A 15,067-nucleotide genomic window follows, 5' to 3' on the forward strand; every position below is an offset into this window, starting at 1 on the left:
TGCCTGAAGGCCTTAAACACCCAACGACGTTGCCGAAGCCTCAACGGCATGGCTAAAAGAACGCGAAATTAGCCAAAGTCAGAAGTCAGAAATAAAATGTAATATTGAAGATGGATTGAGATAGATTTTCATGGTTGACTGGGAAAGGCAGCTTTGCCAAAATTTAAGACTCGCAAAAATGCTTAACGGAAAAAGTTAAAAGCTATAAAGCTGAACATCACGGTGGCGAGAGCAAAATCCCCAAAATAATAGATAAAAGTGATGGCGACAAACATCCGAGACCAGCCGGAAAACGGCTACCACTCAGAACCAACTCAGCCTTACCCAAGAGACAATCTCAAGAGACGATCGCTCATGCGCCTACCCCGAAGCCTGAGTGCCGTCGAAACATCGGGCTTTGGCCTCACCGGTCACGCCAATTGGTTTACCATTGCCACAGCGATCCAAGCAGCGATTGGGCCTAGCGCCATCTTCGTCTGGTTGCCCGGTATCCTCATGGGCATAATGCTCAATCTACAGGTAAAACGCATCGGCGAGTATTTCCCAGACATGGCTGGGGGAACGCCCAACTATACCGCCCGAATGCTGAAAAATTATCCGGGCCTGGGAAGTTATGCGGCGATCGGCTACTTTTTAAGCTGGGTATCAACACTGCCAATTTCTGCGATCGTGCTGACCCAGCTAATCAAAGTCAACCTCAATAGTTTAGGTTTTAGCTGTCCTGAAACTTTACTAAATATTACCTTCACGCTCCTACCCTTCATTTTGACATTCAGCGGTACTCGCGCCTTAAGTATTCTCCACGCCTTTTTTGTGTTGCCGACAGTGGGCGTATTATCCGTTTTTTCCATTCATGGTCTAATCTGGTTAGCTTTTTCCCCAAACAGTCCCGGCTTTTTCCCCACCATTTGGCCGGAATTCACCTTTATTGACTGGGCTAAGTGGTTTTACTTTGCTACATACATCTTCTACTGCTGTGACTCCGCCGCCAGTTTCGTAGCGGATAGTCGCAACCCTACTAAAACGTTGCAGTTTCTCAAAATTTCCGCACTGGGGATGCTGCCTGTTATTTTGGGAGGTTCCTGGGTACTGATGCGCTTGGCTACCGCTCCCGATCTGAAAGATGACGTATTCTTGAATGTATTAGCTGCCTGTCAGGTATTATGGGGGCCCTGGGTTCCCACCCTTGTCACCTTTCTAGTAGTCGCAAGCTGTCTTCTGAGTTGCGCGACAATTGTTTCCAACTGCCCCCGGATGCTGTACCAACTTGCCGTAGATGGGCATATTTCGCCAACATTCGCAGTTGTATCCCGACGGGGTGTATTTGGATTCGCGCTTGCCTTGGTTTTAGTTCTGAGTTTAATCTGTCTAGCTTGGGGAAATGTGCCTCGGCTTGTGGCGATTACTAATGTTGGCTTGGTTGTCTGCCTGATGATGTTCCATCTCTCACTATGGCTGCGGCGGGATAAGCCAGAAGTTCGGTGGCCTGGGTGGTCGCTGGGCTTTTTCGTAGTAGATGCGGTGGTTCTAGTAGTCGGAGGCTTGGCTTGGGGTTGGCAAGACTTTATCATTGGGTTGTTTTTTCCCCTTGCCGTTTTAGCAGTGGATGCAGGGATGAGTCGCATTGCTTTTGCACCTTTCCATCCCTCGTGGTGGATTCGGCGTTATCGCAACAGCAGCCAGGGCAAGATCCCAGATTTTGTAGCGTCTCAGGTTGTAGTTTTAATCTTACTGATCGTTAGCGCCGTGGCGATCGGCTGGATTTTTGGCTTCAAATTATATGCTAACTCTAGTGTTGGCTTGAATTTATTGGTAGTGCTACTCGTGACAGTTGCTTTTATTGGGGTGGCAGTTGCCTGCTGGACGAGTTTACCCCAAGTGTTCTCAATGGATGAAGCAAGAGAGGGAGCAGAACAGCTCTTTACCATTGCCCTGGACGCTATTGTAGTGCTGGATGAAAATGGTGTAATTCGTCAGACTAATCCGGCTGCTGAAAGCATCTTCGGAATAGACGCAACTAGGCTAATTGGGTCTTACCTGAACAAATTACTACCCGGATTAGCGGCTCAGCCAGAGCAGTGGCTCAGTCGTAGCGAACAAAACCTCAACTTACCCAATGGAGACTCGCGCATTCTGGAAGTTGCCATCTCCGATCGATTTTCCCAAGACGCTTCTGTTTCCAATCAGGATCTGCAAGAATATGTGGCGATCGTCCGCGATATCACCGATCGCAAGCAAGCCCAGGAAGCCCTGCAAAAAGCTAATGAGGAACTAGAAATCAAAGTCGAGGAGCGTACATCTGAACTCACCCATAGTGTGGAACAATTGCAGAATGAAATTGAAGAGCGCCAGCGGATCGAAGAAAATCTCAGGGCCATGCAAAATCAGATTATCGTGCAAGAAAAACTCGCTTCTCTGGGCAGTTTAACAGCAGGGATTGCCCACGAAATCAGGAACCCCTTAAACTTTGTAAACAATTTTTCAGAAGTTTCTGCTGAATTAACCGAAGAAATTTTACAAGAAATTGAAAATCAAACTGAACGGTTAGAACCAGAAACAAGTGAGTATATTGCTGAGCTATTAACCGATCTAAAAGCCAATCTCCAAAAAATCAATCAACACGGTCAAAGAGCCGACAGAATCGTCGGCAATATGCTTTTGCATTCTCGCGGAGAAAGTGGTCATTGGGAAGCCACAGATATAAATAGTTTATTAGAAGAATATGTCAATCTAGCCTATCACGGGATGCGAGCCAAGGAGGCTTCTTTTAAGATTATCATAAAAAGTGGCTACGATAATGATATTGGCAAAGTAGAAGTCGTGCCACAAGACATTTCCAGGGTTTTTCTTAACATTATTAACAATGCTTGCTATGCAGCCCATCAAAAGAAACAAGAAATGGGAGAAGACTTTTCCCCCCAGCTTGATGTCAGAACTCGCAATCTTGGCTCGGCGGTTGAAATTCGCATTCGCGATAACGGGCCGGGTATGACGCCCGATGTACTCGATAAAATTTTCAATCCCTTTTTTACTACAAAGCCTGCTGGGGAAGGGACTGGTCTAGGTCTATCTATGAGTCACGATATTATCGTCCAGCAGCATCGCGGAGAACTAAAAGTAGAAACAGAAGTAGGAAGTTACACCGAATTTATAATTACATTGCAAAAAAAGATAGCCGGAGTTAAGGAGTAAAAACAATGAAAGTAATGGTTGTAGACGACGAAGAAGATATTCAGTCATTGTTCAAACAAAAATTTAGAAAAGAAATCAAAGCAGGGCAAATTCAATTTTATTTTGCCTTGTCAGCCGAGATTGCATTACAATATTTAGACAACCCCAAACAACCCTCTATTATCTTGATTTTGTCGGATATTAATATGCCCGGAATGACGGGGCTAGAACTGCTCCGAATTACCAAAGAAAAGTTTCCCGATCTAAAATTTTTTATGATAACCGCTTATGGAGATGAGACAAATTACCAAGTCGCCATAGAGTATGGAGCTGATGACTATATTACTAAACCTGTTAATTTTGATTTCCTGAAAAATAAAATTATCAATTTGGAGTAAATTCAGGCAACATAATTGCTAATTGCTACTTTTATCATCCTCATCTCTTATTTATTCCTTCTACTAGCAACTGAGAGCCTAATATGCCTGCCAAAATACTTTTTGTGGATGACGAGCCCGATTTAGAATCTTTAATTTGCCAGAAATTTAGAAAAAAGATACGCGCAGGAGAATACCAAGTTTTTTTTGCACATAATGGCGTAGAAGCGCTTTCAAAGTTGCGAGAGGAGCCGGATATAGATATTGTACTGACAGATATTAATATGCCAGTCATGGATGGCATGGCTTTGCTAGCGAAACTTAACGAGCTAGTTACTATGGTCAAAACAGTAGTTATATCTGCTTATGGCGACTTGGGAAATATTAGAAAGGCAATGAATGGTGGGGCTTTTGATTTTTTAACTAAGCCTATAGATTTTCAGGATTTAGAAATTACTATTAACAAAACTTTGCAGCACGTGCAAGAACTAAAAGAAAACGAACGCTTGCGCCAAGAAAGAGAGGACAAATTGCGGCAATCAGAAGTGCGAGAGCGAGAAAAAGCTATCCAACTAGAACTCGCAATGCAAAATTTACAGCGCACCCAAGCTCAGCTTATTCAGACTGAGAAAATGTCTAGCTTAGGACAGTTAGTTGCTGGTGTGGCCCACGAAATTAATAATCCCGTTAATTTTATCTATGGCAATTTAACTTATGTCAATGAGTATACTCAGCATTTATTGGGTTTAATCAACCTTTACGAGCAGCACGATGCTCACAATCACCCTGAAATCCAAGCTTTAATTAAGAACATAGAGCTAGAATTTATCAGAGAAGATCTGCCTAAAATGCTATCTTCGATGAAAGTAGGGGCTGAACGTATCCGTCAGATTGTGCTGACGTTGCGGAACTTCTCGCGCCTTGACGAAGCTGAGATGAAACCCGTTAATATTCACGATGGCATCGACAGCAGTATAGTCATTTTGCAGAGTCGGCTCAAGCCTAAGCCTGATTGTCCACCTATTCAAATTATTCAAGAATACGGAGATTTGCCAAAAATAGAATGTTATGTCGGTCAGTTGAATCAGGTATTTATGAATTTGCTGAGCAATGCAATTGATGCCTTGAATCAGTATGATAAAAAACGCAGCCCGGAGCAAATTAAAAACGACCCAAGTACGATTACGATTCGTACTTCTATGCTGAATCAGGATTGGGTAAGAATCAGTGTTAAAGACAATGGGCTGGGGATAACAAGCGAGGTAAGGTCGAATCTATTTAGTCCTTTCTTCACAACTAAACCTGTGGGTCAAGGTACTGGTTTGGGATTATCTATTAGCTATGAGATTGTGGTGGAAAAGCACGGCGGAGATTTGAAGTGTTTATCACAGCCAGAGCGGGGTGCAGAATTTGTGATTGAGATTCCCATTAGGCAGAGCGAGCGGGTAGAGATGAAGGCGAGTGAAGGGGAATAAAATTGGCGAAAAGAAGGCGAAATCAGTAAAAGTCAAGCTTATTCCTTGTGCGAATTGATGGGGGAAATTTACACCTTTGGTAGTGGCAGCCCAATACGGTTTAGTTAAGCCCGATCGGGAGCATCTCAGTTTTGCATTTACAGTGCGAGCGTCCCCGCTCGCGTATTGTACAATACGCGAGCGGGGACGCTCGCACTACAATAAAAAAAATGCTTTTTACAAAACTGAGATGCTCCCAGCCCGATCCCCCCTTAGCTTGCCCCCTACTCCCCCTTAAGAAGGGGGGGACAAGAGCTTACTCTTGCGTCCCCCTTCTTAAGGGGGATTGAGGGGGATCTCGCCCGGAATAAACAGTTTTAACTGAACCGTATTGAGCGTTAGCCCCCGGTATCGCACTCAGCGGGAGTGAAAGTAAATACCAGATTTGGAGTCGTTTGTGAGCTTGTCAGTAGCCCAAACTGGTTAAGGTGAGCGCGACATCCCACCCTCACCTTAACCAGTGTCGTAAGTCTTGAACTAATAACTAATGACTAATGACTAATGACTAATGATTACCTTCCTCCGACTACAACATTTTTAATCCGCAAATGGGGGCCGCCGACACTTACGGGCAAACCACTCTGGCCGCCTTTACCGCAACCGCCGTAGGCATAAACCGAGTCGTTTCCTATCGACTCAATATCCTTTAAAGTCTGAAATACATTGCCGCTTAAAGTGACATCGCTCACTGGTTCGGCTAATTTGCCGTCGCGAATCATAAAACCTTGAGCCGCCGCAAAGGTAAACATTTCGCCGTTGGTTTGTCCTCCCAACATCCGCACTGCATAAACTCCTTCGTCAATGTCGGCAACCATTTCGTCAAAAGAATGTTCGCCAGACTCGATCGCAGTATTAGTCATCCGCACCAAAGGCATAAAAGTAGCACTTAAAGCCCGGGCATTTCCCGTCGGACTTTCGCCCATTTTGCCCGCAGTCTCGCGATTGTGCATCCGAGCCGCTAAAACTCCATTTTTAATTAAATGCTTGCACTGAGCCGGCACGCCTTCGTCGTCATATTTCAAAGTTCCCGGCAATCCCGGCACAGTGGCGTCGTCAATTACATTTAATTGTTCGATCGCCACAGGCTTGCCCAATGTCAACAATTCCTGCATTTTCGGGTTTTCGTAAATGCCGTCTGCTTCCGACAAATGCCCGAAAGCTTCGTGAATAAAAACCCCCGACAAATAAGGGTCTAAAATCACCGGATACTGACCGCCTTTCACCGATTTGGCCTCTAGTTGGCCCACTGCTCGAACGGCCGCACTCTTAACACGATCTTCAATATTTGTCAAGACATCGTAATCCGATCGGGAGTGAATCGACTCAAACCCTTGGCGGACGACACCGCCCTCGCCGCGGGCGATCGCTCCGAAACGCCCGGTCACGTCCAAGCGCTCTTGAGCGATGCAAGTACCTTGAGAATTCACAAAATAAGTAATCCCAAATCTGTCGCTGTAACCTGCCATTGTCGTCTGAATTCGCGGGTCATAATCTAACAGCAACTGGTTGTAAGATTCCAGCAATTTCCGCTTTTCGGCTAGAGTAATAGAGCGCGGGTCACGGCCCAATTCCACCGCTACATAATCTTGAATCGGGGTGACATCTGCTAGTAGAGTTTTTTCGCTGCCAACCAAACGAGACTGCACTACAGCTTCTTCAATGCGGTCTTTTAACTCATCTAAACCGTTAAAAGTTACAAAACTCCAGCCACCTTTGTGACAGGCGCGGATGCCGCCGGCGAGACTAAAACTGCGGTTGACAGCATCTAACTGAGGGCCGCGAAAACTAATCGCAGTTGACTCGCTTTGTTCGAGGCGAACTTCTAGATAATCTACGCGATCGCGGTAAGGTGCGATCGCTTCCATCAACTGTTCTTGCATCAAATTGCCCCTATGATAGATTCGGCGTAGCGCTGAAAAAAATTATTGCTAACCTTATTTTAGCTAATAACTCCCGTCTTTCGGGTGCGCGTTCCCCCACCGCTGTGGTGCGGGAGTATGGCGCGCCCTACCCGATAAATGACCAGTCGCCAGAAGCGGATAGGGACAGAACCCTATCCGGTTCGAGGATTTGACGAGTGGAAAATACGCTATTGAAATCTACAATTCAAATGCACAACAGCTTAGAAAAAAACCAACTCGCGCCCGCTTGCCAAAAGCCCGGTATCCCCGAAATCTTGGATTTGCTTAAAAAAATAGAACTAAACTAAATCTATCTAAAGACGTAAAAAAATACCTTAACCCCCGGCAGATGGAATACTTTAAGGTTAAAAAATTCCAAATTTCACCGTATTTAGCAGCAATTTCGGCATCAATAGCGATTTTGGTCGGAGTTGGCATTTTAGATCGCTCTGAACAGCGGCGGTTTTTTCACTACAACCGCGCTAGTACCCTCGATCGCCTCAGCACAGTCCGTTCTAAGCTGGAAGCCTCTTTGAATTCCCGCCTGTTTTTGATGCGGGGTTTGGGGGCTTACCTTTCCAACAACCCAAACATCACCGAAGCCGAGTTTACAGCGACGGCGAGAATTCTGGTGGCACAGCAACCGGGCATTCGCGCCATAACTTTAGTTAAAGGCACGACGGTGGCTTACATTTATCCACGGGAGGGAAATGAAGCGGCGATCGGAGTTGACTTGACGACGCTACCCGAACAGCGGGAAATGGTCAAAGAGGTCATCCGAACCAGAAAAACTTTGCTAGCCGGGCCCGTGAAATTATTGGAGGGGGACGAGACTTTCATCAGCCGATCGCCGATTTTTCTCACACCCTCCGGCGCCGAGGCAGAAACAGGAGTTTACTGGGGCTTGACAGGCCTGATCATCGACAAAAATACCCTCATTGAGGAAGCAGGACTCAACGACTCCTCAGCGAAGCTGCAATACGCTCTGCGGGGCAAAGACGGTTCGGAAGCCTCCGGCCCTGTGTTTTTCGGTGACGGGTCAATTTTTGAGGAGAATCCCGTGGTGCTGGAAGTGACTTTGCCCAACGGTTCCTGGCAGTTGGCAGCAATTCCGGCGGGAGGATGGCCTGCGAATTCGCCGTTTCGGGGGTGGGTGATCTTTGGAGGCGACTTGCTGGCACTTTTGACTGGGGTGGCAGTTTTTAGCGGGGTGTACGGCCGTGCGAAACTGCGGGAGAGCGAAGTTAAGTACCGGCAATTAGTTGAGAATGCTAACAGCATGATTGTGCAGTTAGACAGTGAAGGTAATATTACTTTTTTTAACGAGTTTGCTGAAGATTTTTTCGGGTATTCAGAAGCAGAAATCATCGGCCAAAGTGCGATCGGCACAATTATACCGAAAACAGAGTTATTTGAAAGTGACCTCGCGACAAAGATTCGAGACTGTTTGGCACAGCCGGAAAAATACTTCCAAAACGAAAATGAAAACATCCGCAGCAATGGAGAAAGGGTGTGGATAGCGTGGACAAATAAACCTTTACTAGATGCGAAGGGAAATGTGGCAGGACTGCTTTGTATCGGGACGGATATTAGCGATCGCAAACAAGCTGAAATCGCCCTGCAAGGTTCTGAAGCGGAACTTCGAGCTTTGTTCGCTGCCATGAACGACGTAATTTTCGAGATTGATATTGAGGGACGCTTGCTGAAAATTGCCCCGACAAATCCAGAATTATTGTACAAGCCACCGGCGGAATTTTCCGGGAAAAAAATCAGCGAATTATTCGAGCCAGAAATGGCAGATATTTTTCACGATAAAATTCGCACCGCCCTTGCTACAAATCAAACCTGTACTTTTGAATATAACCTGGAACTTGCCAGCGTACAAACGTGGTTTGCCGCTACCATTTCGCCAATGAAAGAAAACACGGCTCTGTGGGTAGCCCGCAACATTACGGAGCGCAAGCAAGCTGAAAATTGGTTAACGGGTCAAAAACAAATTTTAGAAATGATTGCTAAGGGTGCTTCTCTGGGCGATACTTTAAATACTTTAGTTAAAATTATCGAGCAGCAATCTAGAGATGTCATCGGTTCGATATTGCTTCTAGCTCCAGACGGAAAACATTTGCTGCACGGAGCCGCGCCCAGTTTGCCCGACAGTTACAATGCTGCTATTCATGGCATAGCCATCGGGCCGGATGTCGGTTCCTGCGGCTCTGCTACCTTTAGCCGCCAACAGGTAATCGTTACAGATATTGCCAGCGATCCTTTGTGGGAAAATTATCGAGATTTAGCCTTGAGTTTTGGACTGAGAGCTTGCTTGTCTACTCCTATTTTCTCATCTCAGGGTCAAGTTTTGGGGACTTTTGGAATGTATTATTCCCAACCGCGCTACCCCAAAAACTTTGATCTGCAATTGATAGAAGCGTCGATTAATTTAGCAGGAATTGCGATCGAACGCAACCAGGCAGAAGAAAGTCTCAAACAGCTCAATCAAGAACTCGAAAATAGAGTGAAACAGAGAACTGCTCAATTGATGCAAACTGAAGAACGCTGGCAGTTAGCACTCAAAGGCAACAATGACGGCATTTGGGACTGGAACTTGCAAACCGGTGAACTTTTTGTTTCCGATCGCTTTAAGGAAATCACTGGTTACGAAGATAGTGACATTAGCGATTACAATAATACATGGAATACGAGTTTACATCCCGATGATTTAGTGAGTTCTCAGCAACTTCTTCAAGAACACTTGGAGAGAAAAACGCCGCATTACATCACCGAATACCGCTTGTGGTGCTACAACAGCGCTTACAAATGGATATTGAGTCGGGGACAAGCTTTGTGGGACGAATCTGGAAAAGCAGTCCGCATGGTTGGTTCAATTACTGACATTACCGAGCGCAAACAAGCAGAGGAAGCACTGCGGGAAAGCGAGGCAAGATTCCAAAAGCTGTCTGCTAATGTGCCGGGAATCATTTATCAATTTTTGTTGTGTGCCGATGGCTCTTTCAGTTTTCCTTACATAAATGGTGCTTGCCGAGAACTTTTTGAGTTAGATCCAGAAGATGTTGGGAAAAATGCGGCTTTGGTAACAGATTTAATTCATCCCGAAGACCGCCAAAATCATGACGAATCTGTTGCTATTTCTGCCCAGAGTTTGCAAGCTTGGCAGTGGGAAGGACGGATGGTGCTGCCTTCCGGCAACATTCGTTGGTTTCAGATAAATGCGCGTCCTGAAGCTAAGGACAACGGCGATATTCTTTGGGACGGCATCGCCGTTGATGTTACCGATCGCAAACAAGCTGAATTAGAATTGCAAGAAAGCCAGCAGTTTATTCAAAAAGTAGCCGAGGCTACTCCCGGTATTTTGTATCTATACGACTTGGAAGAACAGCGCAATATCTACACTAATACTTCACTGTTCGGGCTTTTGGGATATACCCTTGACGACATTACAGCGATGGATTCGTCACTCATGCCTCAGTTAATCTACCCCGAAGATTTGCCTAAAATCGTGAAACATCACGCGAGCTTTGCAGAAGTTGAAGATGGCGAAACTAGGGAAATTGAGTACCGGGTACAGGGAGCATACGGTCAATTGTTGTGGCTGCAAAGCCGGGATACTATTTTTAGTAGGAATGCGGAGGGTCAGGCTAAGGTAATAATTGGAGTTTCCCAGGATATTACGACTCGCAAGCAAGCAGAGGAAGCACTGCGGCAAAGCGAGGAACGAGAAAGAGAAAAAGCCAGAGATTTAGAGTCAGCGCTGCGGTCATTGCGCTCTACTCAAACTCAACTCATTCAAACTGAAAAAATGTCTTCTTTGGGGCAATTAGTGGCTGGCATCGCTCACGAAATTAATAATCCCGTTAATTTCATTCACGCTAACATTGATTATCTCAACCAGTATACTACACAGTTGCTCGATCTGGTGAGCCTTTACGAAGATGAGTATCCCGAACCTAATTCAAGAATTGTGGATCGCATTCAAGAGATTGATTTAGATTTCATGGCTGAGGATTTAATAAAACTTGTGGGTTCAATGCAGGTAGGAACCGAGCGCATCCGGCAAATTGTGTTGTCCCTCAGAAATTTCTCGCGACTGGACGAATCCGCCATGAAGCCGGTCGATATTCACGCGGGAATTGAGAGCACTTTGTTGATTTTGCAGCACCGCTTGAAGAGTAGGGACTCTCGCCCGGAAATTGAAGTAATTAAGGAGTTTGGAAAACTGCCACTGGTGGAGTGCTATGCTAGCCAACTGAATCAGGTGTTTATGAATATTATTGCTAATGCAATTGATGCTATTGAAGAACGATATCACCAGTTATCTGTTCCACAATCAGAGACAAAGAGTGGACGGATTACTATTTCCACTGGTGTCACTCCCCAGAAGACTGTGAGGGTAGAAATTTCGGACAACGGTACGGGCATTCCGGAGGGGATAGTCGATCGCATTTTTAACCCGTTTTTTACTACAAAAGCTGTGGGGAAAGGTACGGGGTTGGGAATGTCTATCGCGCACTCGATTGTGGTGGAAAAGCACAAGGGTAAGATTGAGTGTATTTCTTCCATAGGATGCGGAACAACTTTTAATATTGAGATTCCGATCGACCAAGTGTATAAATAGTAGGGCGTCAGTCGATTTTAGATTTTAGATTTTAGATTTTAGATTTGAGATTGACTCCGCAGTGGTAGGGTGCGTCAGTCGATTTTAGATTTGAGATTTGAGATTGACTCCGCAGTGGTAGGATTCGTCAGCAGAGCCTGATTTTCAGGGGCGCAGCCAGGGGCCATAAGCTGACTCACCCTACAATTTAAAGACTAAAATAGACGGAAGCTGCGAATGAAGCGGTGCCGCATCAAACCTTTAATTGTAGAAAAATTGACATGATGGGATTAATCCTGGAAGCCCTGCAAGCAATGGGACACAATGTCCGCTGGATGTCTTGGAATTTATTTTTGGGTTTAGTACCGCTGGGCCTGAGTTTTTGGCTGTTCCGCAAACCTCGATCGCGCTGGCTGCTGTGGGGTACGGGCTTTCTCCTGGGCGCTACTTTTTTGTCCAGTACGCGCCCTGTTTTTGCGTATGTGAGGCACATAGTGCAAGATGTGGGCAAAACTTACGTTTTGGGGGCGATCGCGATTACGCTGGCACTGATGGCTGTAGACATCTGGGTACTGCGGCAGCGCGGAGTTCGCTCTCTCCGGTGGTGGGGCGGTTTTTTCTGGTTTATCGCATTTTTACCCAATGCGCCCTACGTTTTAACTGATATCATTCACCTGATCCGCCAGATTAAAGAGGGGAACTCGGTGTGGACTGTGACTCTGGCTTTGATTCCCCAATATCTCGCGTTTATGCTGATCGGGTTTGGAGCTTACGTGCTGTCGGTGATGAATTTGGGTTACTATTTGAAGCAACAGGGTTTGAGTAGATTTATCCTGGTAACGGAGATAACTATACACGCACTTTCGGCGATCGGCATTTATTTAGGGCGATTTATCCGCTTCAACACTTGGGACATTCTTACTAACCCCGATGCGCTGGTTAACAGTGTAATGAACGATTTGATAGGCAAGCGTCCGGTTTTAGTAATGGCTGTCACTTTTGTAGTAATTGCTGTTTTGTATTGGCTAATGAAACAAGTAATTTTAGGGATTAGCCAACGATTTTATCCCAGTAAATTGCAGTCGGACTTGGCCGGCGATAGCGCAACTTCTTCCAGCTAGAGAGATTTGAGATTTGAGATTAAAGAATTGATTCAACAGATGAATATAAGAGCTTGAACTAAGCTCCCAATTTTTTGGTCTCCACCACTTAACTCGGAAAACCAGTTTCCGTCTGTGGGTGAGACAAATTTTTTCGCCAAACTTCGACATAAATTACTGCTGCTGTTTGTCACAAGAATTGATAGGTTAGGGAGCATCTCAGTTTTGCATTTACAGTGCGAGCGTCCCCGCTCGCGTATTGTACAATACGCGAGCGGGGACGCTCGCACTACAATAAAAAAAATGCTTTTTACAAAACTGAGATGCTCCCATATGTTAGAACAGTCAAAGTAGTTTTGTAAACAGCAAAGATGAATCGATTTGACCGTCAGTTGTGGCAGAGATTTATTGCGATCGCTCAACCTTACTTTTATCCTTTAGAGCCTGGGGGCGGCAGAATCTTTTTAGGATTAGTAGCGCAGTTGTTGATATTTCTGTTCGCTGCGATGTTTGTACTCGTCAGCGCTGTATGTTTGGGTACTCAAGTCTTATTTCCCGAATTTGTCAATAGTATTGCAGCCGGCTTAGTTACTTTGTTGAAAGGAATTATTAATTCGCCCGCAATTGCGATCGTGGCTTTAATGTTAATTCTTCCTTTCAGCGCTTTTGTCTGGTTCAAAGACAGATTGACGCCGCACTGGCAGCCCTGGGCTTTATTGACTTTGCTGCTGTTTTTGTCCCTGTCAGTCAGCGGTATGAATGTAATAATTAGTTACGTCGGTAACTTTTTTAACACAGCACTAGCTAAGAAAGACCAGCTCAATTACTGGAAGTATCTGTTTGTGTATGCATGGGTTTTTATAGTCGGCACTCCCATTGTGGTAATTTACCGATATACCGAAGATAAATTGGGTATCTACTGGCGGGAGTGGATGACTAATAAGTTCCTCGATAAGTATTTTCAGAATCGGGCTTATTACGAAATAAATTTACACAAGGAAATCGACAATCCAGACCAGCGAATTTCCGAAGATGTCCGATCTTTTACCCGGACAAGTTTGTCATTTATGCTGCTCATGCTGGGTTCAATAGTTAATATTATATCTTTTACTGGTATCCTGTGGTCTATCTCAAAAGCACTTTCGATTTTTCTGATTATCTATGCTATTGTGGGCACGACAGCTACTCTAGTTTTTGGTCAAAGATTAGTACCTCTGAATTTCGAGCAACTTAAAAAAGAAGCAAATTTTCGCTACGGACTGGTTCACATTCGCGACAACGCCGAATCTATTGCTTTTTATGGAGGCGAGGAGCAAGAATCATTTCAAATAAAGCAGCGATTTGTGGAAGTTTTTCGCAATTTTAATTTGCTAATTGGTTGGCAGCGGAATTTGGATTATTTCACAACTGGATACGGATATGCTGTGGTGATTATTCCGGCTTTGTTTCTGGCTCCAACTTATTTTGCCGATCAAAGTGGTACAATCGAGTTTGGAGATATCACTCAAGCTGGTTTTGCTTTTAGTCAGGTTTTGCGCGCTTTTTCTGTGATTGTAACTCAGATTGAGCCGCTGAGTTCTTTTGCCGCTAGTATCAATCGTTTGACTGTATTTACAGATACTCTGGAAGCGAAAAAAGCGGTATCTCGTCCTGGAGGAACTGCTATAGATGTAGTAGTAGATTCTCAGTTGACACTGGAGCACGTTACTTTAGAGACTCCGCAGCATCAAAAGACTTTAATTAGGGATTTGTCGGTAGCAGTGCAGCCCGGTGAAGGACTGTTAATTGTCGGACAAAGCGGTGCTGGAAAGAGTTCCTTGCTGCGGGCCATTGCGGGTTTGTGGGACGCGGGAACGGGGCGTTTAGGGCGACCGGAATTGGGGGAAATGCTGTTTTTGCCGCAGCGTCCTTATATGATTTTGGGTAGTTTGCGATCGCAACTTTTGTATCCCAATACCAGCAGCGAGGTTGATGAGGAAAAATTGCGCCGCGTTTTGGCATCAGTAAATTTAGCAGATTTGCCGGACAGATTGGACGGTTTTGATGCGGATTTAGATTGGGGTGAGATTTTGTCGCTGGGAGAACAGCAGCGTTTAGCTTTTGCTAGATTGTTGTTGACGGAACCGAGATACGCTATTTTGGATGAGGCAACAAGTGCTTTGGACTTGAAGAACGAGCAACATTTATACGAGCAGTTGCAAGCCACTAAAACTACGTTTGTGAGTGTCGGTCACCGATTGAGTTTAGTGAAATATCACCAGCAGGTTTTGGAACTTCTGGGCGATGGGAGTTGGCGGCTGCTTTCGGCCCAAGAATACCGCGCTACTGCGACAAATTTTGGCTGATACAGCGCTGCTTTCCAAAATGGTGAATTTACGCGCTTGTTGGTTCGCGGTGG

7 protein-coding genes are annotated in these 15,067 nt (G+C 45.3%); 6 read left to right on the forward strand and 1 reads right to left on the reverse strand.

Annotated features, from left to right (window positions below; all coding sequences use genetic code 11):
• The first annotated feature begins 261 nt into the window (after positions 1-261).
• The 3 genes from QT992_RS22455 (at position 262) to QT992_RS22465 (ending at position 5,023) form a co-directional block, all read left to right on the forward strand.
• Entirely contained in the window at positions 262-3,192 is a 2,931-nt protein-coding gene (locus QT992_RS22455; RefSeq protein WP_333342966.1) for an ATP-binding protein, read from the forward strand.
• Positions 3,193-3,197: 5 nt separating this feature from the next.
• The gene (locus QT992_RS22460) at positions 3,198-3,569 is read left to right on the forward strand and encodes a response regulator (protein ID WP_333322531.1); all 372 of its coding nucleotides are present in this window, start codon (positions 3,198-3,200) and stop codon (positions 3,567-3,569) included.
• Positions 3,570-3,652: 83 nt separating this feature from the next.
• Positions 3,653-5,023, forward strand: coding sequence for an ATP-binding protein (locus QT992_RS22465; RefSeq protein WP_333342967.1), 1,371 nt, complete (start codon positions 3,653-3,655; stop codon positions 5,021-5,023).
• Between the two features lie 551 nt (positions 5,024-5,574).
• On the opposite strand, the gene QT992_RS22470 is transcribed toward QT992_RS22465, so the two are convergent.
• Positions 5,575-6,942, reverse strand: a complete 1,368-nt coding sequence (locus tag QT992_RS22470; protein WP_333106075.1) for a TldD/PmbA family protein — start codon at positions 6,940-6,942, stop codon at positions 5,575-5,577.
• Positions 6,943-7,312: 370 nt separating this feature from the next.
• Here QT992_RS22470 and QT992_RS22475 point away from each other — a divergent pair, with 370 nt between their 5' ends.
• The 3 genes from QT992_RS22475 (at position 7,313) to QT992_RS22485 (ending at position 15,014) form a co-directional block, all read left to right on the forward strand.
• On the forward strand, positions 7,313-11,590 hold the full coding sequence (locus QT992_RS22475; protein ID WP_333342905.1) for a PAS domain S-box protein: 4,278 nt from the start codon (positions 7,313-7,315) through the stop codon (positions 11,588-11,590).
• Positions 11,591-11,850: 260 nt separating this feature from the next.
• Positions 11,851-12,690 (forward strand): DUF1361 domain-containing protein, encoded by an 840-nt coding sequence (locus QT992_RS22480; RefSeq protein ID WP_333318111.1) that lies wholly within the window; start codon positions 11,851-11,853, stop codon positions 12,688-12,690.
• Between the two features lie 350 nt (positions 12,691-13,040).
• Entirely contained in the window at positions 13,041-15,014 is a 1,974-nt protein-coding gene (locus QT992_RS22485) for an ABC transporter ATP-binding protein/permease (RefSeq protein ID WP_333340778.1), read from the forward strand.
• The last annotated feature ends 53 nt before the right edge of the window (positions 15,015-15,067 follow it).

The sequence above is a fragment of the Microcoleus sp. T3_D1 genome, from assembly GCF_036700405.1.
Lineage (GTDB): Bacteria > Cyanobacteriota > Cyanobacteriia > Cyanobacteriales > Microcoleaceae > Microcoleus.

Bases quoted from the DNA above. Each gene is read 5' to 3' on its own strand.
- QT992_RS22475 (WP_333342905.1), top strand. From the start codon at position 7,313: ATGGAATACTTTAAGGTTAAAAAATTCCAAATTTCACCGTATTTAGCA.
- QT992_RS22460 (WP_333322531.1), top strand. From the start codon at position 3,198: ATGAAAGTAATGGTTGTAGACGACGAAGAAGATATTCAGTCATTGTTC.
- QT992_RS22455 (WP_333342966.1), top strand. From the start codon at position 262: ATGGCGACAAACATCCGAGACCAGCCGGAAAACGGCTACCACTCAGAA.
- QT992_RS22480 (WP_333318111.1), top strand. From the start codon at position 11,851: ATGATGGGATTAATCCTGGAAGCCCTGCAAGCAATGGGACACAATGTC.
- QT992_RS22485 (WP_333340778.1), top strand. From the start codon at position 13,041: ATGAATCGATTTGACCGTCAGTTGTGGCAGAGATTTATTGCGATCGCT.
- QT992_RS22470 (WP_333106075.1), bottom strand. From the start codon at position 6,942: ATGCAAGAACAGTTGATGGAAGCGATCGCACCTTACCGCGATCGCGTA.
- QT992_RS22465 (WP_333342967.1), top strand. From the start codon at position 3,653: ATGCCTGCCAAAATACTTTTTGTGGATGACGAGCCCGATTTAGAATCT.